This is a genomic window from Streptomyces sp. NPDC046881 (assembly GCF_040645015.1).
Taxonomy (GTDB): domain Bacteria; phylum Actinomycetota; class Actinomycetes; order Streptomycetales; family Streptomycetaceae; genus Streptomyces.
In genome coordinates this window covers 1-17,388 of sequence record NZ_JBEYXJ010000077.1, presented here as the reverse complement: position 1 = coordinate 17,388, position 17,388 = coordinate 1, and the positions used below count along the sequence as shown (strand labels likewise).

Sequence of the window (17,388 nt, the reverse complement as noted above, 5' to 3'; positions counted from 1 at the left end):
GTTCTTGGCCGGGGGGTTGCCCGCGCCGTCTCAGGGCGTCACCCCCCGGCCCGTCTCTCAGCTGCTGTGCACGCCGACCTCGCGCAGCGAGTAGCCCCACCCGGTGCCGCGCTCCGTGCCCGTGACGCGGACGTAGCGCGCCGGTGTGCCAGGGAACCGGGCGGTGTCGAGGCCGCCGTCGCCCGTGGTGGTCGACCAGACCGTCTGCCAGTTCGCGCCGTCCGTCGACAGCTGGATGCCGTACGCCTTCCCGTACGCGCGCTCCCAGTCGAGCGTGACCCGCCCGACCCGGTGCGTGGCGCCCAGGTCGATCCGCAGCCACTGGCCGTCGCTCCACTCGCTGGCCCAGCGGGTGTCCCGGTCGCCGTCGACGGCGCGGCCCGGCGCGTAGCTGGTGAACGGGTTCCACCACTCCGTCGAACTGGCCGTGGCCGGTGCGCCCCGGGCGAGGTCGACGCCCGCCTGGTGCCCCTCGGTCGCTCCCCAGGTGTCCAGGTAGGACTGGGCGCCCCGGAAGAGGTCGTTCACCACGTCCTGTCCGCCGACGAGCCGGATGTCCTCGATCCAGTCCGGGACCAGGCCGTAGTGCGCGGCCCCGTCGGTGTTCAGGTCCCAGGTGCGCTCGCCCGTGGTCTGGCGGTCGACGAGGGAACCGCCGTCGACGCTCCGGAAGGGGTACGTGACCTTGTTCGGGGCGTCCGCGCCCCGGGGGCCCGGCCAGCCGCCGACACCGTTCATGTCCGTGCCGTAGCCGTATCCGACGCCGTACTTGTCCCGCAGCGCCTTGGTGCGGTTCGCCTCGGCCACGAATCCCTCGGAGCCGTGCATGTACTGGGCGACGAAGCCGCCGAGGCCGTAGACCCGCTCGGTCCAGTTCAGGTCCATCCAGCTGTGCGAGGAGATCACACCGGGGTAGGAGCCGGCCTCGAAGATGTCGAGCGCCCGGCCCACGGCCTTGACGCTCATGTGGTCGATCTCCAGCATCATCTTGCGCTTCATCATGCCGCGCACGGCGTACTCACCGAGGTCGGTGAGCCCACGGACGTTGCACTGTGCGTCCGAGCCGTACGAGGGGACGCTCACGCCCGCCGGGAGCTTCGCCTCGGCCCCGGGCGCCGCGGCCGAGCCGATCGGGTTGTCGTGCTGCGGGCCCGTGCACTTCTCCGTCTTCCAGAAGGTGCCGGTCGACAGGAACTGCCCGACGTTGATGGCCGTGCCGAGCGTGCCGGAGTCGAAGCGGACGCCGCACAGGGCGTTGTCGAACTTGTGGCACAGGAACATGCTGCGCACACCCAGCGCGTACAGCTCGTCCAGGCCGGCGTCGATGTCCTTCCTGTCGCACTGCGGGACGTCCAGGATCTGCTTGCACCCGAAGGGCTCGGAGGTCTCCACGCCCAGGACGACCGCCAGCTTGCCCTGCTCGATGACGTCCCGCGCCTGGGCGCTGTCGGTGACGATCCGGAACCAGCCCTTGCCCGGGCCGCCGTACATCCTGTCGACGTAGGCCTGGAGGTCGTACGTCAGCTTCGCCTGCAGCCGGATGGACGTCATCTCGTCGCAGCTGCGGTCCTTGAAGAAGTAGACCGAGCAGATCACACCGTTGGTGACGAGGTCGTTGACGAGCACCCGCTGGCCGCCGCGCCAGGCCCGCTCCACCCAGGCGTAGTAGTTCTGCTGGTGGGTCAGGGAGTCGTGGGCGGGCCAGTCCTTGAAGGTGGGCCAGCCGACCGGGTCGTGCCGGCCGTCACCGCCCTTGGTGATGAAGTCGAAGACGGCCAGCGACCCGTCGGGGTAGTGCTCGGGGCAGTCCTTGAGCGCGTCGGCGATCCCGGCCTCGGAGAAGACCTTCCCGCAGATGAGGCGCCCGCCGAAGGCCTCGTTGGCGAAGAGGTGGTCGTGGGCGTCGACGAACCCGCGCACCCGGCCCCGGGCGTCCGTGCCGGTGAACGGCTCGCCGGTGACGCCGATCCCCGAGTCCGGCGTCGGTCGTGCGCCCGGGACCCACCAGTCGTTCCCGGCCGCCGCACTCGGAGTGGGACCGAGTACGACGGCCAGGACGAGGAGGAGCAGTGACATCACGGTGACGTTCTTGCGTCGGCGGTACGGGCGGCTGGTCATGGCCACGGCCCACGTCCCTCGGTCGGCGGGATGCGCGGTCGGCCGGCGAGGAGGTCGGGGCCCGGGGACACGCGCGATATCGCTTTGTCATGTCTGCGTAAACTGTGCGCCATGAGGATCGCCAGTGCCGCCTGCCGAGTCAAGACTTCGGCGCCTGGTACGCCCGCCGATGTACGCCCAGGCCCGCTCGATGCTTGCTCGGGCGTGGTAATAAGCTGGGTGGACGTGAGAACCGTACGTCGACGTCCGCGCCGGACAGCGGCTCGAGGGTGAGGGAGCGACCGATGACATCGGAAACCGAGCGGGCCGTACTGGCGGGCGGTTGTTTCTGGGGCATGCAGGACCTGATCCGCAAGCAGCCGGGCGTGGTGTCCACCCGCGTCGGCTACAGCGGCGGTGACACGCCGAACGCCACCTACCGCAACCACGGCGACCACGCGGAGGCCATCGAGATCCTCTTCGATCCGAAGGTCACGAGCTACCGCGACCTCCTGGAGTTCTTCTTCCAGATCCACGACCCGACCACCAGGGACCGCCAGGGCAACGACATCGGGCGCAGCTACCGGTCCGCCATCTTCTACGCCGACGAGGAACAGCACCGCGTCGCCCTGGACACCATCGCGGACGTCGAGGCGAGCGGCCTGTGGCCGGGCAAGGTGGTCACCGAGGTCGAGCCGGTGGGCGACTTCTGGGAGGCCGAGCCCGAGCACCAGGACTATCTGGAGCGCTACCCGGACGGCTACACCTGTCACTTCCCGCGCCCCGGCTGGAAGCTGCCGCGCCGGGCCTCGTCCCCGGCCGGCTGAGCCGCCGCTCGTTGTTCACGCCCTGCGCCGCTGCCTGATCGGCTCGCCCACGCGGTGCAGGTGCGTCAGCGCCTCGCGGTAGGACCGGACCAGTCCCGTCTCGTGGTACGGCACCCCGATCTCGGCGCAGTACCGCCGCACGATCAGCCGGGCCCGGCGCAGGTGGACCGTGGGCATGCCCGGGAACAGGTGGTGCTCGATCTGGTGGTTGAGGCCGCCCAGCATCATGTCGGTGAGCAGGCCGCCGCGTACGTTGCGGGACGTCAGGACCTGGCGGCGCAGGAAGTCGAGCTGCTGGTCACCGGTGAGCGTCGGCATGCCCTTGTGGTTGGGGGCGAAGGTGCAGCCCAGGTAGAGGCCGAACAGGCACTGGTTCACGGCGAGGAACGCCACCGCCCTGCCCGGTGAGAGCACCAGGAACAGGGCGGAGAGCAGGGCGGCCATGTGCGCCAGGAGCAGCGCGCCCTCCAGCACCCGGTTCTTCATGAACGGTGAGCGCAGCGCCCGCACACTCGCGACGTGCAGGTTGAAGCCCTCCAGGGTCAGCAGCGGGAAGAACAGCACCGCCTGGTGACCGCCGAGGAAGCGGGCCAGGCCCCGGCTGGCGCGGGCCTGTTCGGCGGACCACACCAGGATGTCCGGGGCGACATCGGGGTCGAGTTCCTCATGGTTGGGGTGGGCGTGGTGGCGGGTGTGCTTGTTCATCCACCAGCCGTAGCTCATGCCGACACCGAGGTTGCCGAACAGCCGTCCCGCGAACTCGCTGTGCCGGCGCCGCCGGAAGACCTGCCGGTGCGCCAGATCGTGCGCCACCAGGGCGACCTGCCCGAACACCAGGGCCAGGAAGGCGGCCACGGCCAGCTGCCACCAGGTGTCGCCGAGGGCGAGGAAGGCCGCCCAGCCGCCGGCGAACGCCCCGACGACGAGAGCGAGCCGCACCGTGTAGTAGCCGGGGCGCCGCTCCAGCAGGCCGGCCTCGGCGATCCGCCGGGACAGCCGCGCGAAGTCGCTGCCGGCACCGGAGCGCGACGTGCCCGCATCGACGGTGGCCCGGGGACTCGCGGGGGAGGCATCGGAAGAGATCGTCATGCCGAGAATTCTGGAGACGCCGTCCGGCACGAAGAAGCCTGCCCGCCACCGTATGCGCAGGAGGCCCGCCCCACCGGCTGCCGGGGGTTTTCCCCCGTGAGTCAGCCCTGGGCGGCGGCGCCCCGTGCGAGCAGCAGGAGGGCGTCGACCAGGTCCTCCGCCGGGCTTCCGGTGGCCAGCCGGCGCAGTTGCAGGCCCATCACCACGGCGACCGTGGTGGCCGCCAGGTGCTCCGCGCCCGGGACGCCCAGAGCGGTGAGGATCCGGGTGGCGAGCCGGTCGTAGGCCCGGAACGCCTCCGCCGCCGCCTCCCGCAGCCGTTCGTCGCGCCCGGCGTGCAGGTACAGCTCGAACGGGGCGAGATGGGCACTGTCCAGCGCCGTGCCGCACGCGACCTGGCCGGCCAGGGACGCGGCCTCCTCCACGCCGATGCCGTCGGTCCGGCACTGGTCGGCCAGCTCGGTGAAGTGCCGGGCCTCCTCGCGCACGAAGTGCAGCAGGCTCTCGCGCAGCAGCTCGTGCTGGGTCTCGAAGTGGTACGTCACCGAGCCGAGCGACACCCCCGCCTCCCGGGCGATGCGCCGGTTGGTGACGGCAGCGACCCCGTCCTCGCCGATGATCCGCAGGACGGCGGTGATGATGCGCTGGCGGGTGGAGGCGGAGGGGGCGGCGTTCGGCATGCCATGCATTGTTCCATCAGCGGCCTTCCGCCCAGGACCGCACGTGCGCCGTCGACGCGGTGGACAGAAACGCCCGCCGTCCCTACTGTTCGTTCGAACGAACAACATGGGAGGGTAGTCGTGCACATTGCCGGGGCAACTGTTCTGCTCACCGGAGTCACGGGCGGCATCGGCGGCGCCATCGCCGCGGAGATGTCCGCGCGCGGCGCACACCTCGTCCTCACCGGGCGGCGGAGGGAGGCACTGGAACCCCTGGCCGACCGCTACGGGGCCCGGACGGTCCTGGCCGATCTCGCCGACGACGAGGACGTCAGGCGACTCGCCGAGGAAGCCGCCGGCGCGGACATCCTCATCGCCAACGCGGCGCTGCCCTCCAGCGGCGACCTGCTCGACTACACGCCCGACCAGATCGACCGGGCGCTCGCGGTGAACCTGCGCGCCCCCGCGATGCTCGCACGGCTGCTCGCCCCCGGCATGGTGGCCCGCGGACACGGCCACATCTGCTTCGTCGGCTCCCTGTCGGGCATGGCCGCCACCAAGTCGTCGTCCCTGTACACCGCGACGAAGTTCGGCCTCCGCGGCTTCTCCCTGGCCTTCCGCCAGGATCTGCACGGCACCGGCGTCGGCGTCTCCATCGTGCAGCCCGGGTTCGTCCGCGACCTCGGGATGTTCGCCGACACCGGTTCACCCACGCCCGCCGGCGTCCGCACGGTCGCACCGGGGCAGGTGGTCAGGGGTGTCACGCGCGCGATCGAACGCAACGCCGCCGAGATCAACGTCGCCCCGCTCGAACTGCGGTTCCTGACCAGGATCGCGTCACAGTTCCCGGCGTTCGCCGAACGGGTGCAGCGGCGCGCGGGCGCGGAGAAGACCCTGAAGGCGATCGTGGCGGCACAGCGCACGAGCCGGTGACCGACCGGCCTCCCGGGCGCCCCGCCGGAGCGGCGGGCGCGGTGTGAAGGCCTCCGGCTCCCGGCCCGGGGGGCCGACGCAGCCGGTGGCGTCCGTCGGCCACCGGCCGCTGACCGTCACGAGGCCGGGGGCGGGGGGGAGACGGAGGCGAACCCGCCGGGTCCGCGGGCGGCGCTGCTCGTGCTCGCGCGGGCGCCTCAGCCGGCCCCGTCCTCGCGAGCCGCGTCGCTCGGGCCCAGCCGTACGCAGCACTCCCCGGACTCGGGGGCCAGGACGGCGTGGACGCCGTTGACCTCCAGGCCCTCCAGGTAGCCGCTCAGGAAGGCGTGGTTCATGCCGCACACCAGGTCCGGGGCCTTCCCCGCCAGCGGGTGGAAGGGGCAGTTGCGCAGCCGCAGCCGGGTGGGGGTTTCCCGGACGGGTTCGTAGCCGTACTGCTCCAGCAGCCGCTCGCACGCGGTCAGCCCCCGCTCGGGGCCCAGGCGGCCCGGCCGGGTCTCCTCCCGCGCGGTCTCGCCCAGCTGCCGGCCGCGCTGCCCGGCGGTCCGCACCGCCGCCTCTGCGGCGTTCTCGTCCCGGCCTTCGGTGAGGACGGCGTCCAGGAGCAGGTCCGCCAGGAGTTCGTGGCGGCGGTCGGGGATGCTCACGGTGATCTGGGCGTCGGTGGGCTCGTAGACCTTGGGCTGCCGGCCGACCTTGCGTATCCCGCCGGGCGTCTCGTAGTGCGCGCGGAGCAGTCCGGCGTCGACGAGTTTGTCGAGGTGGAAGGCGGCCAGCTTGCGGGATATGCCGACGCTGGCGGCGGCCTCGTCACGGGTGACGGCGCGGCGGGCACGGCGGATGAAGGCGAACATGCGCCGCCGCGAGTCCTCGCTCAGGACGCTGACGGAGTCGATGGCGCTGTCGGCCGTGTCGAACTGCTCACTCGGATCGGAAGCCACACGACCACGGTAACTCCCATCGGCATGGGCACAAGCGTTCTTCTCGCCTCTTCCGTCGAGCATCTTGACGCCCCCTCCCAATAAGACCAAGAATCATTGGTGAAACCCCTGGGAGGTCGATGGCCATGGCCCATGAGTCACAGCTTCAGGCGAAGCGCCCGGTCAGTGCCGCGCTCGCCGGCCCGTACGGCCACCCGTTCCACCCGATCCTGGTGACCGTGCCGATCGGTGCCTGGGTGACCAGCCTGGTGTTCGACATCGCTTCCCACGTCGTGCACCGCCCCGGTTTCCTCACCCAGTCCTCGGAGTGGCTGATCGCGGTCGGGGTGATCGGCGCCCTGCTCGCGGCCATGGTCGGCTTCCTCGACCTGTTCGCGATCCCCGCCGGCACCCGGGCCTTCCGCACCGCCCTGGTGCACATGACGCTGAACCTGCTGGTGACCGCCGCCTACGTCGTCAACTTCCTGTGGCGACACGGTGACTACACCGCCGGCGGAAGCGTCGGAACCGGCCGGCTCGTCCTGTCCGCGGTCAGCGTGGCGGCCCTCGCCGTCTCGGGATTCCTGGGCGGCAAGCTCGCCTACCGCTACGGCGTGCGCGTCGCCGACGAGAACACCCAGGCCGACGGATACACCCCCGACCCCGGCCGCGGCAGCCCGCGTACCCCCGCCTGACTCGCCCCCCGTCCCCACCATGGCGGCCGGCCCGCCCCGACCGCCCGCCACCCCCGACCGCACCTGGAGTCCCCATGGACATCGCCGCATTGATCACCTGGGTGGTCACCGCCCTCGGCGGCTTCTACATGCTCGGCACCTGGATCCAACGCGGCGGCATCCGGCAGCAGCAAGCCGGCACCAGCCGCCTCCCCGCACCGGTCCTCTTCGGTCACTTCGCCCTGGCCGCGATCGGACTGGTGGTGTGGATCGTCTACGTGGTGGCCGACAGGACCGCCCTGGCCTGGACCTCGTTCGGGCTGCTGCTGCCGGTCGCCCTGCTGGGGTTCGTGATGCTGGCCCGCTGGATCCCCGTCCACCGCGACCGCGCCGCCGCCGGGACGACCGCCACGGCAACGGCTCAGGGCGGTGAAGGGGCTGTTCCCGCCGAACGGCACCTCCCGGTGCCCGTCGTCGTGGCACACGGTCTGTTCGCCGTGGCCACCCTCGTCCTGGTCCTGCTGAGCGCCCTCGGCGTCGGGGGCAGCTGACATGACCGAGCGCCCCCGCCGCACCACCGCCCTGACGGACCTGCTGGACGACGAGGACACGGCACCCGCACGGCCCGCCCTGCGGGTCGTCCACGAAACCGGAGGCATCGACCTGGCCGCCGCGGAGCAGGCGGCCGGCCAGTTCCTCGAGGCCCTCGGCGTCTCCACCGCCTCGGAGAGCCTGCGCGGCACACCGGGACGGATGGCCCGCGCGTACGCCGAACTGTTCACCCCGCGCCCCTTCGACCTGACCACCTTCCCCAACGACGAGGGCTACGACGAACTCGTCCTTGCTCGCCGCATACCGGTCCGGACCGTCTGCGAGCACCACCTGCTGCCGATCGTCGGCACCGCCCACGTCGGTTACCTGCCCGGCGCCCGGATCCTGGGCCTGTCCAAGCTGGCCCGTGTCGTCGAGCACTTCGCCTGCCGCCCCCAGGTCCAGGAACGCCTCACCAAACAGGTCGCCGACTGGCTGCAGACCAACCTGGAACCCAAGGGCGTCGGCGTGGTCATCGAGGCCGAACACGCCTGCATGACCCTGCGTGGCGTCCAGGCGACCGGATCCAGCACCATGACCTCCACCCTGCTCGGCCTGCTGCGATCCGACGCCCGCTCCCGCAGCGAGTTCCTCGCCCTCACGGGAGCAGCCGGCTGACGCGACGACGCCACCGGAGGCGATGCCCTCCGGTGGCGCGTCCAAGGCCGATCAGGGCAGAAGAGAGGCCCGGGGAGGCGGCTTCCCGCCTCCCCGGGCTCGCACGGTACTCAGTCGATACAGAACTCGTTGCCCTCGATGTCGAGCATCGGGATGCACGACTCGTTTTCCTCATCGGCATACAGCGTGCGCACATGGGTCGCGCCGAGCGCGACCAGTCGTGCGCACTCCGCTTCGAGCACGGCGAGGCGTTCGGCCCCCACCAGCCCGGTGCCGACCCGGACATCGAGATGCACCCGGTTCTTGACGACCTTGCCCTCGGGGACACGCTGGAAGAACAGGCGCGGGCCCACGCCCGAGGGGTCACTGCAGGCGAACCAGGATCCCCGCTGCTCCGGAGGCAGGGTGCGGTGGTAATCGTCCCAGGTGCCGAACCCCTCGGGCGGCGGCGGTACGACGTACCCCAGCGCCTCGCACCAGAAACGAGCGAGGCGCTCGGGTTCCGCGCAGTCGAAGGTGACTTGGAACTTCTTGATCACTGACATCGGCGCACCGTACCGCGTACCAAGGCGCCCCTGCCGCCCATTTCCCCCGGGGGATCCACGGTCCACGCGAGCGACGCGACCAGGTGCGGGAGAACCTCAGTCGAGTCTCTTCCGCATCGACGTGCACATCGTCTCGTAGCGGCCCAACGACAAGGAACGCGCCGATCCCGCCCCACCTTGCCGCCCGCCTCACCAAGAGGAAGGCTCCCCCACATGACCACCCCATACGACGTCAAGCGCGAGCTCAAGAAGTGCTACGCGCCCAAGAACACCGACTGGGAACTCGTCGACATCCCCGAGCTGCGTTTCCTCGCCATCGACGGGCACGGTGACCCGAACAGCGTCGCCGCATACCGCCACGCGGTCGAGGCGCTCTACGCGGTCGCGTACACCGCCAAGTTCGCGAGCAGGAACGACCTCGGCAAGAACTTCGTCGTGGGCCCCCTCGAAGGACTGTGGTGGGCGGACGACATGAACGACTTCCTGGCCAGGCTGAAGGACAACTGGCACTGGACACTGCTCATCAACGTCCCCGACTGGATCACCGCCGACATGCTCGAAGAGGCCAAGCACACCGCCTTGGCCAAGAAGACCCTCCCGGCCATCGCCGACGTCCGGTCGGAGACACTGCACGAGGGCACCAGCGCCCAGGTCCTCCACATCGGCTCCTATGACGACGAGACACCGATCCTGACCAGGCTGCATCACGCATACCTCCCCGCCAACGACCTGCGGGAGGCGGGACTGCACCACGAGATCTACCTCAGCGACCCGCGCAGGACCGATCCCGCCAAGCTCAGGACGATCCTGCGGCAGCCGGTGGAAACGCGATCCGGTTGAGGGGCCTCGCTCAACGCGGCCGGACGCCCCCTACGTCTGCTTCCCCTCCAGCCGGGCGGTTGGAGGTGCACCGTGACCGGCGCCGGCCGGCTGGACGACATCCCCCTGGGACGGCCGGTCACCAGCAGGGCCGCGGCGCGCGCGAACGCCGCAAGGCGGCACTACTCGTCGGAGAGCGTCAGGTTCGGTACCCGCCAGGCCGCGAGCAGGAAGGCGACCAGCGCCACCGCGGCGCCGGTGAGGAAGACGATGCGCATCGAGGCGACGTACCCCTCCAGGAACGGCAGCGCGGCGCCCCGGTCGAGCGCGTGCAGGAAGGCGGAGTCCTCCAGGTCGACACCGCCGCCGGGGCGCAGCACTCCCGCGAGGGCGTGGGCGTTGTCGGGCTGGGCCAGCAGCCGGCGGTAGGCCGGGTCGTGGCGGGCCTCGGCCAGCCGGTCGGCTATCCGGCCGGCCGCCGTGGAGAACAGGACCGAGAGGAACGCGGCGGTGCCGACCGTGCCGCCGTTGGAGCGGAAGAAGTTGACCGAGGCCGTCGCCGCGCCCATGTCCGTGCGGGGCACCTCGCTCTGGGCGAGCGTGGTCAGCGTCTGCATCGACGCGCCGAGTCCCGCGCCCATCAGCGCCATGCCGAGCGCCGCCTGCCACAGCGGGCTGTCCACGCCGAGCGTGGCGAACACGAGCATCGCCGCCGTGAACGAGCCGATCCCGGCGACGAGATGGACCTTGAACCGGCCGGTCCGGGAGATCAGCCGGCCCACGAGGAGTGTCACCGCGAGGTTCGCGAACACCGTGGGCAGGGTGGCCAGGCCCGCCGCCATGGGGCTCATGCCGCGGACGAGCTGGAGATAGAGCGGCAGCGTCGTCATCGCGCCGAACATGCCGATCCCGACGACGAAGTGCAGCCCCACGCCCAGCCGGAAGGCGCGGACGCGGAACAGGCGCGGCGGCAGCAGCGCCGCGTCACCCGTCCGCCACTGCACCACGACGAACACGGTGAGCCCCACCACGCCGATCGCGTACGACAGCAGGGCCCCGGGCGAGGCCCAGCCCCAACTGCGGCCCTGCTCGGCGACGGTCAGCAGCGGCACGAGCCCGACGGCGAGGGCCAGCGCACCCGGGAGGTCGAGCCGGTGCCGCACGCGCCGGTGGGGGAAGCGCAGCACCCGGACGATCGCCACGGCCGCCGCGGCGGCGAGCGGCATGTTGATCAGGAAGATCCAGCGCCAGCCGTCGATGCCGAGCAGACTGCTCCGGTCCGCGAACGCGCCGCCCACGAGCGGGCCGACGATGCTGGCACCGCCGAACACGGCCATGAAGTAGCCCTGGTAGCGGCCCCGTTCACGGGGGGTGGTGATGTCGGCGACGATCGTCATCGCCAGTGACATCAACCCTCCGCCGCCGAGCCCCTGCACGGCGCGGAAGGCGGCGAGTTCGTGGATCGAGGTGGCGCAGCCGCACAGCAGTGAGCCCGCCGTGAACAGGGCGATCGCGGCGAGGTAGACGGGCCGGCGGCCGTGGATGTCGGAGAGCTTGCCGTACAGCGGTGTCGCGATGGTCGCGGTGATGAGGTAGGCGGTGGTCACCCATGCCTGGGCCGTCAGCCCCTGCAGGTCGTCGGCGATGGTGCGCAGGGCGGAGGAGACCACCGTCTGGTCCAGCGCCCCCAGGAACATGCCGAGCACCAGGCCGGACATGACGGTGGTGATCTGCCGGTGACTGAGCCGTGCGGGCGCGTCCCCGGCGGCGCCCTGCTGCCGGGAGTCGGAGAAGGTCACAAGTCGTCCTAGGGGAGGGGGAGATGAGGGGCCGCCCCCGGCTTCCGGGAACGGCCCCGTAAGCCGGGGCGGTCCGGGCTACCCGACGAGCCCCTCCAGGTCGCCGACCGCCTGCTCGACGTCCGGCAGCGTGAGCATCGCCAGCTGGGCCGCCCGGGCGCGCGCCCGGGGAGCGGGGTCGGCGAGCAGCTTGCGGCACACGTCGGCGATGCCTGCCGCGCTGCGGTCGGCGATGTGGCGGCCGAGGCCCAGCTCCTCCACGCGCTCGGCGTTGGCGTGCTGGTCCCCGAAGTGCGGCAGGACCGCCAGCGGTGTGCCGGTGCGCATGGCCTCCCGGATGCTGTTGAACCCGCCGTGGGTCACGAAGAGGTCGACCGACTCCAGCAGCAGCGGCTGCGGCACGTGCTCGGCGACGTGGACGTGCCCGGGCAGCCCGTCGGTGTCCAGCGGCAGCCCGGACGTCGACACCACCACCGTGCAGTCGTCCAGCTCGACCGCCGCTCCCACGATCGCGCGCAGGCTCTCGGCGGTGTCCGGCAGCTTGACCGGCAGCGGCTCGGCCGACTCCGCCATGTGCTCCCGCAGCACCGGCAGGGCCGTACCGATCGCGGCGTACACCAGCGGCCGGTCCGTGGGCAGTCCGGCCGCCCACGGGGGCAGTACCCCGCGGCGCTCGACGTCGACCGTCTGCCGGTAGGACCAGCTCGCGGACAGGTTCCGGGCGAAGGAGAAGGCGGGCGGTACGTAGTCGACGCGGCCGTGCGGTACGACGGACAGCGGGTCGTCCCGCACCGGCAGCCCCAGCTCCTCGCGCCGTTCGTTGAGCAGCGGCAGGATCTCGGCGGGGTCCATGATGTTGCTGAACCCGGAGGGCGTCGGAAGCTGCGGTACGCCCAGCAGCTCGGCGATGAGCACCGAGCTCATGTCCATGCCGTCCCGCAGGATCAGATCGGGGCGGAATTCCCGGGCGAGGGGGAGCAGGACGTCCAGCTGCGGCTTGACGGCGGCCCCGGCCACGCCCCGCAGCAGTAACCGGGTCAGCTCCGGTGTTGGCTTGGTCATGTCGGGGGGCTCGGGGAGTGCGGCGAGGTACGGGCCGGCCGCGGCGAACGGGTTGAACCGCTCCAGTGCGGCGTTCACTTCGACGTCGTCGTCACGGAAGACCGGGGCAAGGGTGTCGGCGGTGACCACCAGCACCTGGTGGCCGGCCTCGGCCAGGGCGCGCAGCAGGGGCAGCTGGGCGCGCCCGTGCGAGGGACTGCCGAGCGTGGTGCACAGAACCCGCATGGGGTGAGCCTTTCTGGTGAGAACTCTCGGGAAGGGTTGGGGACTTCCGGCGGACGGCCGCGTGCGGATCAGCGGGAATTCCGGTCGTTCCGCGGGTGCTTCACGCCACCCGCGCCGGCGCCGCCGGGCTCCCGATGCCCCGCCGGCTCAGCCCGGCGCGCGCGAGCAGGTCCGCGTCCAGCAGGTTGCGGAAGTCGTGCACCTCGTGACCGCTCATCCGCGCGGCGATCGCCGCCCAGTCGAGGTCCCGCAGCTCCGGCCACTCGGTGAGGACCAGGCAGGCCGCGGCCCCCTCGGCGGCCCGCACCGGGTCGGCGACCAGCTTGACCAGATCGCTCAGGTCGGGCCGCTCCTGCGACAACGCCGGGTCGTACCCGGTGAGTTCGGCGCCGCGCTCGCGCAGCAGCCGGGCGACGGCGAGCGCGGGCGAGTCCCGCAGGTCGGAGGTGCCGGCCTTGAAGGTCAGGCCGTACAGGGCGAGTCGTACGCCGTGCAGGGAGCCGTCCTCGCCGCGCCCGCACGCGGCGGCCACCCGTTCCACCAGCCGGCGCTGGTGGGCGACGTTGGTCTCGATGGTGGCGCTCAGCAGCGGGAAGTCGACCCCGGACCGGTCGCACACGGTCAGCAGGGCGTGGGTGTCCTTGGGCAGGCAGGAGCCGCCCCAGCCCGGCCCGGGCCGCAGGAACGCCGAGCCGATGCGCGGATCGCGCCCGATGCCCTCGGTGACATCGGCGATGTCGGCGCCGAAGCGCTCGCAGAGGGTGGCGAGGTTGTTGGCGAACGACAGCTTCATCGCGAGGAAGAAGTTCGCCGCGTACTTGGTCAGTTCGGCGCTGGCGGGGTCGGTGAGGACCAGCGGCGCGTCGAGTGCGGCGTACAGGTCGGCCACGCGCCGGGCGGCGGCCCGGTCGGCGGAGCCGATCACGATGCGGTCGGGGTGCAGGAAGTCGTGGACGGCGCGGCCCTCGCGCAGGAACTCCGGGTTGCTCACCACGGTCACGTCGGCCCGGCCGAGCAGTGCGGCGACGCGCTCGCAGGTGCCGACCGGCACGGTCGACTTGTTGACGACGACACAGTCGGGGCGCAGGATGTCCCGGATCTCCCCGGCGACGGCCTCGACGGCGGCGAGGTCGGCCGCGCCGCCCGCTCCCATGGGTGTGGGCAGGCACAGGAACACCACCTCGGCCTCGGCGACGGCGGCCGCGGTGTCGCCGGTGAACTCCAGCCGGCCCGCCTCCAGGGCGTCCCGCACGGTCTCCGGCAGATCGGGCTCCAGGATGTCGACCCGGGCCTCGCGCAGCCGTTCGACCTTGTGCGGGTCGGCGTCGGCGCACACCACGGTGTGTCCCAGCGATGCCAGGCAGGCACCGGTGGTCAGTCCGACGTAACCGGTTCCGATCACGGCGACATGTCGAGTAGGCACAGAAGATCCCCATTTCCGGTCGGTGGGGCCCGCGCGCGGCGGCGTCGGACGCGCGTCGGGGACGCGTGCCTCGCGCCGTGCGGGCGACCCGGAACGGGCCGACTCCGTCGTACGGCCCGGCAGAACGAGGTTGAAGTCATCAATCGTTGACCTGCCTCAGGTATGGCACGCGGCGCGAACACAAGTCAACGATTGGTGACAACGGTCGGTGACTTTGAGACAGCCGCTTCACACTGGACCATGGGGCGGGCAGCGGGAGGTCCGCGGGCGACGGAGGTGCGGTGACGTGACGGGAGTACACGACGGCGAGGCGCCGAAGGCGGAGGTCTGCCGACCAGCCCACAGGCGCTCGGCCTCGGCCACGCGCACCGCGCTCAGGTCCGCCGCCGCGTTCCGCTTCGGCAAGTACGGCTACGAGGGCACCAGCGTGCGCGACATCGCGGGTGACGTGGGTGTGGACGCCGCCCTCGTCTACCGCTACTTCGGCTCGAAGGAAGCGTTGTTCAACGACGTGGTGGGCACCGGCAAGATATTTGAACCCCTGCTGGAGGAGCCGGTCGAGACGATCCCCGACTGGTTCTGCGCGCTGCTGTCGGGGACGCCGAAGGAGGGCGACTTCCCGCACCCGGTGCTGTCGGTCCTGCGGTCCTCCGGCCGGGACGAGGCGCTGGCCCGGCTGCGGGCCGACTTCACGGAGGTGTTCACCGAGCGCCTGGCCTCCCGCCTCGGCGGCCCCGACGCCGGCCTGCGCGCGGAACTCCTGGCGGCCTGGATGCTCGGCACCAGCCTGATGCGCACCGAGATACGGCCCCCGGCCCTGATCGCCGCGTCGGAAGCCACCTTGGAGCGGTACCTGCGGGCGGGCATCGACGTCCTGCTCGCCCCGGCACCGCGGGACGCCACGGGGACGACTGGACCAGGGGACGGGGAGCACACCCCCGACGAACGCTGAGCCGCGGTGCCCGGCGCGTGGCCCCAACACCCTGTGGCCGGGCGCGGCTCCGGGCGTCCGTGTGCCTGGGTCACCGGCGGATGAGGCCGAGGGCGGTGGCGGTGGCGACGGTGCGGGAGTCTCCCGCAGGGCGTTGCCGAGGTTGTTCAGTGCCATGCCTTCGCCGTGGTCATTTGTGAGAATGCCGAGAAGTCGAACATGTAACCGGGCGAGCGGCCGATCGGAGCGCCTTGCCGGGCGCCCCGTCGCGGCGAAGACCAACCTGTGTGATCAGGCGGGCTGATGGAGTGCGCTGACCAGTGCGCGTGGGTCGTCGGCGTGGAAGCGGATGGTGTGGGCCTCTTCCGTTGCGCCGAGCGGGCGGGTGAAGGGGAGTGGCCGTTTCAGCTCCAGGGTCACCGAGGTCTGGCTGCCCACGATCAGGTCGAGGACCCCGTCCTCGGAGAGGGTGATCAGGCGGCCCTCGGGATAGCGCCGGTCCACCCGGACCGAGGCGACCGCGTCCGGCGGTACGGCCAGGTCGAAAAGGGCTCCGTAGCGGATCCGCAGAGAGCCGTCGGGGCGCACGACGTGCGGCCGGGTGACGCAGGCGGCGTGCAGGGCCAGCACGAGGACGACGCCGTACAGGTCGAGTATCAGGATCACCCGATGGACCGTCGGCCAAGGGATGAGGAAGGCCAGGCCCACCGTCTCGATCACCATGACGAAGAGCAGCCCGTACATCATCGCGGTCTGGGGCCCGGTGTACGGGGCAGCGAGGTCCCCGGGGCGCACCCCGTGCGTGCCGCGCCGGACCCACCGCCCCAGGGAAGCAAGGGCGCGCAGCTCGTGGAGGACCAGGCGGCGGACCGTCACCGGTACCGCCTCCTCTACGGCGGACCGCCTAGCCGCCCTACGGTCCGCGCCGCGGGCGCGCGCGGCGACGTACAGCGAGCGCAGCACCCAGGTCTCCAGCAGCAGCACTGCGAGCACCAGCGCCTCGGCGCCCGCCAGCGCCCACCCGGGCGGCCGGACCCCGGCTGCCAGGCAGGCCGCCAGGGCCAGTTCCCCTGGCAGCACGGTGGCCACCGCGACTCGCGCCGCCCGTACGCCCCTTGACTGGCCGCTCATCCCCGGCCCCTTTCCACGAAAGCGTCCATGAGCCGGCCCACGACTTCCGCTTGCGCGGGGGTGTACTCGGCGAGCAGAGCCTCCTTGAACCCGGTCACGACTACCCCGTGCTCGGGGATCGCGGCGAACAGCTCCTCGGGGACGGCTGCCATCAGGTCAGCTGCCAGTGGTGCGATCCGGGGATCGTCGGTGGGGGCTTCGGCGAGCGCGTCGAGGCGCTCATACAGTTCGACAACCGCGGGATCGGCGATCAGCGTTTCGAACAGCGCGAGCATCTCTTGGTTGCCGGTGCTGGTGGCGTCCAGCAGCGTGAGGTACTCGCGGTCCTTGGCCGCGCTCGGCGAGTCTGTTCGGGGAGCCTGTGCCAGCAGTGCGGCGAGGGCGGGCGAGACGGGCCCGGTCGCGCCGGGCGGCTCGGCGAGCAGGGCGCCGAGCCGGCGGCGGCGCTCCCGGATGGCGGCCTCCTGGCGGGCCAGGTCTGCGTCGAGTTCCTCCAATACCTCGGTCAGTTCGCGCCCGGCATCGTCGGCGAGTGTGTCGCGCACTTCACCGAGGCTGAGGCCGAGTTCGGTGAGCCGGCGCACCCGGGCGAGCAGGACGGCATCGCGGACGCCGTAGGCCCGGTAGCCGTTGGGGCGCCGCTCCGGTTCCGGAAGCAGCCCGACCTGGTGGTAGTGCCGGATCGCCCGGGTGGTGAGCCCCACGAGCGCGGCGATCTCTCCGATTCGCATACCGTCAGTAGAAACCCTGCCGTTGCGTCAAGGTCAAGCGTAGGGCGCCGCCAGCCGGGGTGGAGGCGGTAAAGCCATAGCGACCCGGGACGTTGAGGTTGCGGTGCTTGAGCGGAGACAGGCGGGCGATGTCCTCGTCCCGGATCTCGTGACCCTCGGCACGGAGTTGGGCGACGGCGGCGTCGATGTACCGGGTGGTCCACAGCACCACGGCGTTGAGGACCAGTCCCGGGGAGCCGAGCTGGTCCTCCATCCCGTCCCGATACGCCTGATGGATGGTGCCGCAACGGGTGGGCGTACGCAGGCACGGCGAA

18 protein-coding genes are annotated in these 17,388 nt (G+C 71.6%); 7 read left to right on the top strand and 11 right to left on the bottom strand.

Annotated features, from left to right (window positions below; translation table 11 throughout):
• Nucleotides 1–57 precede the first annotated feature (57 nt).
• Nucleotides 58–2,118 (bottom strand): discoidin domain-containing protein, encoded by a 2,061-nt coding sequence (locus ABZ923_RS29030; protein ID WP_361477151.1) that lies wholly within the window; start codon nt 2,116–2,118, stop codon nt 58–60.
• A 284-nt stretch (nt 2,119–2,402) separates the two neighbouring features.
• Here ABZ923_RS29030 and msrA point away from each other — a divergent pair, with 284 nt between their 5' ends.
• On the top strand, nt 2,403–2,924 hold the full coding sequence (msrA, locus tag ABZ923_RS29025; RefSeq protein WP_361477093.1) for a peptide-methionine (S)-S-oxide reductase MsrA: 522 nt from the start codon (nt 2,403–2,405) through the stop codon (nt 2,922–2,924).
• Between the two features lie 15 nt (nt 2,925–2,939).
• On the opposite strand, the gene ABZ923_RS29020 is transcribed toward msrA, so the two are convergent.
• Both ABZ923_RS29020 and ABZ923_RS29015 read right to left on the bottom strand, forming a co-directional pair.
• Nucleotides 2,940–4,013: an acyl-CoA desaturase gene (locus tag ABZ923_RS29020; RefSeq protein ID WP_361477091.1), complete on the bottom strand. Its 1,074-nt coding sequence runs from the start codon at nt 4,011–4,013 to the stop codon at nt 2,940–2,942.
• Nucleotides 4,014–4,114: 101 nt separating this feature from the next.
• On the bottom strand, nt 4,115–4,693 hold the full coding sequence (locus ABZ923_RS29015) for a TetR family transcriptional regulator (RefSeq protein WP_361477088.1): 579 nt from the start codon (nt 4,691–4,693) through the stop codon (nt 4,115–4,117).
• A 120-nt stretch (nt 4,694–4,813) separates the two neighbouring features.
• On the opposite strand from ABZ923_RS29015, the gene ABZ923_RS29010 reads away from it, so the two are divergent.
• Nucleotides 4,814–5,605, top strand: coding sequence for an SDR family NAD(P)-dependent oxidoreductase (locus ABZ923_RS29010; protein ID WP_361477085.1), 792 nt, complete (start codon nt 4,814–4,816; stop codon nt 5,603–5,605).
• 197 nt (nt 5,606–5,802) lie between these two features.
• Here the strand turns inward: ABZ923_RS29010 and ABZ923_RS29005 are convergent, their stop codons facing one another.
• On the bottom strand, nt 5,803–6,546 hold the full coding sequence (locus tag ABZ923_RS29005; RefSeq protein ID WP_361477082.1) for a helix-turn-helix domain-containing protein: 744 nt from the start codon (nt 6,544–6,546) through the stop codon (nt 5,803–5,805).
• Between the two features lie 125 nt (nt 6,547–6,671).
• On the opposite strand from ABZ923_RS29005, the gene ABZ923_RS29000 reads away from it, so the two are divergent.
• The 3 genes from ABZ923_RS29000 (at nt 6,672) to folE (ending at nt 8,408) form a co-directional block, all read left to right on the top strand.
• Nucleotides 6,672–7,220, top strand: a complete 549-nt coding sequence (locus ABZ923_RS29000) for a DUF2231 domain-containing protein (protein WP_361477079.1) — start codon at nt 6,672–6,674, stop codon at nt 7,218–7,220.
• A gap of 74 nt (nt 7,221–7,294) precedes the next feature.
• A complete protein-coding gene (locus ABZ923_RS28995) occupies nt 7,295–7,750 on the top strand; it encodes a hypothetical protein (RefSeq protein ID WP_361477076.1) in 456 nt (151 codons plus the stop codon).
• 1 nt (nt 7,751) lies between these two features.
• Entirely contained in the window at nt 7,752–8,408 is a 657-nt protein-coding gene (folE, locus tag ABZ923_RS28990; RefSeq protein ID WP_361477073.1) for a GTP cyclohydrolase I FolE, read from the top strand.
• A 110-nt stretch (nt 8,409–8,518) separates the two neighbouring features.
• Here folE and ABZ923_RS28985 read toward each other — a convergent pair whose 3' ends face one another.
• A complete protein-coding gene (locus ABZ923_RS28985; protein WP_361477070.1) occupies nt 8,519–8,953 on the bottom strand; it encodes a VOC family protein in 435 nt (144 codons plus the stop codon).
• Nucleotides 8,954–9,166: 213 nt separating this feature from the next.
• Between ABZ923_RS28985 and ABZ923_RS28980 the strand changes: the two genes are divergently transcribed.
• Nucleotides 9,167–9,793 carry a GyrI-like domain-containing protein gene (locus ABZ923_RS28980; protein WP_361477067.1) on the top strand — a complete coding sequence of 209 codons (627 nt, stop codon included), beginning with the start codon at nt 9,167–9,169 and terminating at the stop codon, nt 9,791–9,793.
• A 161-nt stretch (nt 9,794–9,954) separates the two neighbouring features.
• On the opposite strand, the gene ABZ923_RS28975 is transcribed toward ABZ923_RS28980, so the two are convergent.
• The 3 genes from ABZ923_RS28975 to ABZ923_RS28965 all read right to left on the bottom strand — a co-directional run bounded on the left by ABZ923_RS28975 (nt 9,955) and on the right by ABZ923_RS28965 (nt 14,281).
• The gene (locus tag ABZ923_RS28975; RefSeq protein WP_361477064.1) at nt 9,955–11,571 is read right to left on the bottom strand and encodes an MDR family MFS transporter; all 1,617 of its coding nucleotides are present in this window, start codon (nt 11,569–11,571) and stop codon (nt 9,955–9,957) included.
• Nucleotides 11,572–11,649: 78 nt separating this feature from the next.
• Nucleotides 11,650–12,858: a glycosyltransferase gene (locus ABZ923_RS28970; protein WP_361477061.1), complete on the bottom strand. Its 1,209-nt coding sequence runs from the start codon at nt 12,856–12,858 to the stop codon at nt 11,650–11,652.
• A 100-nt stretch (nt 12,859–12,958) separates the two neighbouring features.
• The gene (locus tag ABZ923_RS28965; RefSeq protein ID WP_361477058.1) at nt 12,959–14,281 is read right to left on the bottom strand and encodes a UDP-glucose/GDP-mannose dehydrogenase family protein; all 1,323 of its coding nucleotides are present in this window, start codon (nt 14,279–14,281) and stop codon (nt 12,959–12,961) included.
• A gap of 286 nt (nt 14,282–14,567) precedes the next feature.
• On the opposite strand from ABZ923_RS28965, the gene ABZ923_RS28960 reads away from it, so the two are divergent.
• On the top strand, nt 14,568–15,233 hold the full coding sequence (locus tag ABZ923_RS28960) for a TetR/AcrR family transcriptional regulator (RefSeq protein WP_361477055.1): 666 nt from the start codon (nt 14,568–14,570) through the stop codon (nt 15,231–15,233).
• 270 nt (nt 15,234–15,503) lie between these two features.
• On the opposite strand, the gene ABZ923_RS28955 is transcribed toward ABZ923_RS28960, so the two are convergent.
• From ABZ923_RS28955 to ABZ923_RS28945, 3 genes are all read right to left on the bottom strand, one after another.
• The gene (locus tag ABZ923_RS28955; RefSeq protein WP_361477052.1) at nt 15,504–16,343 is read right to left on the bottom strand and encodes a hypothetical protein; all 840 of its coding nucleotides are present in this window, start codon (nt 16,341–16,343) and stop codon (nt 15,504–15,506) included.
• A complete protein-coding gene (locus ABZ923_RS28950; protein WP_361477050.1) occupies nt 16,340–17,074 on the bottom strand; it encodes a MerR family transcriptional regulator in 735 nt (244 codons plus the stop codon). The genes ABZ923_RS28955 and ABZ923_RS28950 overlap by 4 nt, the downstream gene beginning before the upstream one ends.
• 4 nt (nt 17,075–17,078) lie before the next feature.
• The coding region (locus tag ABZ923_RS28945; RefSeq protein ID WP_361477047.1) for a Tn3 family transposase at nt 17,079–17,388 on the bottom strand (310 nt) is incomplete at its 5' end.

Bases quoted from the DNA above. Each gene is read 5' to 3' on its own strand.
- ABZ923_RS29030 (WP_361477151.1), bottom strand. From the start codon at position 2,118: ATGACCAGCCGCCCGTACCGCCGACGCAAGAACGTCACCGTGATGTCA.
- msrA (WP_361477093.1), top strand. From the start codon at position 2,403: ATGACATCGGAAACCGAGCGGGCCGTACTGGCGGGCGGTTGTTTCTGG.
- ABZ923_RS29020 (WP_361477091.1), bottom strand. From the start codon at position 4,013: ATGACGATCTCTTCCGATGCCTCCCCCGCGAGTCCCCGGGCCACCGTC.
- ABZ923_RS29015 (WP_361477088.1), bottom strand. From the start codon at position 4,693: ATGCCGAACGCCGCCCCCTCCGCCTCCACCCGCCAGCGCATCATCACC.
- ABZ923_RS29000 (WP_361477079.1), top strand. From the start codon at position 6,672: ATGGCCCATGAGTCACAGCTTCAGGCGAAGCGCCCGGTCAGTGCCGCG.
- ABZ923_RS28995 (WP_361477076.1), top strand. From the start codon at position 7,295: ATGGACATCGCCGCATTGATCACCTGGGTGGTCACCGCCCTCGGCGGC.
- folE (WP_361477073.1), top strand. From the start codon at position 7,752: ATGACCGAGCGCCCCCGCCGCACCACCGCCCTGACGGACCTGCTGGAC.
- ABZ923_RS28985 (WP_361477070.1), bottom strand. From the start codon at position 8,953: ATGTCAGTGATCAAGAAGTTCCAAGTCACCTTCGACTGCGCGGAACCC.
- ABZ923_RS28980 (WP_361477067.1), top strand. From the start codon at position 9,167: ATGACCACCCCATACGACGTCAAGCGCGAGCTCAAGAAGTGCTACGCG.
- ABZ923_RS28970 (WP_361477061.1), bottom strand. From the start codon at position 12,858: ATGCGGGTTCTGTGCACCACGCTCGGCAGTCCCTCGCACGGGCGCGCC.
- ABZ923_RS28955 (WP_361477052.1), bottom strand. From the start codon at position 16,343: ATGAGCGGCCAGTCAAGGGGCGTACGGGCGGCGCGAGTCGCGGTGGCC.
- ABZ923_RS28950 (WP_361477050.1), bottom strand. From the start codon at position 17,074: ATGCGAATCGGAGAGATCGCCGCGCTCGTGGGGCTCACCACCCGGGCG.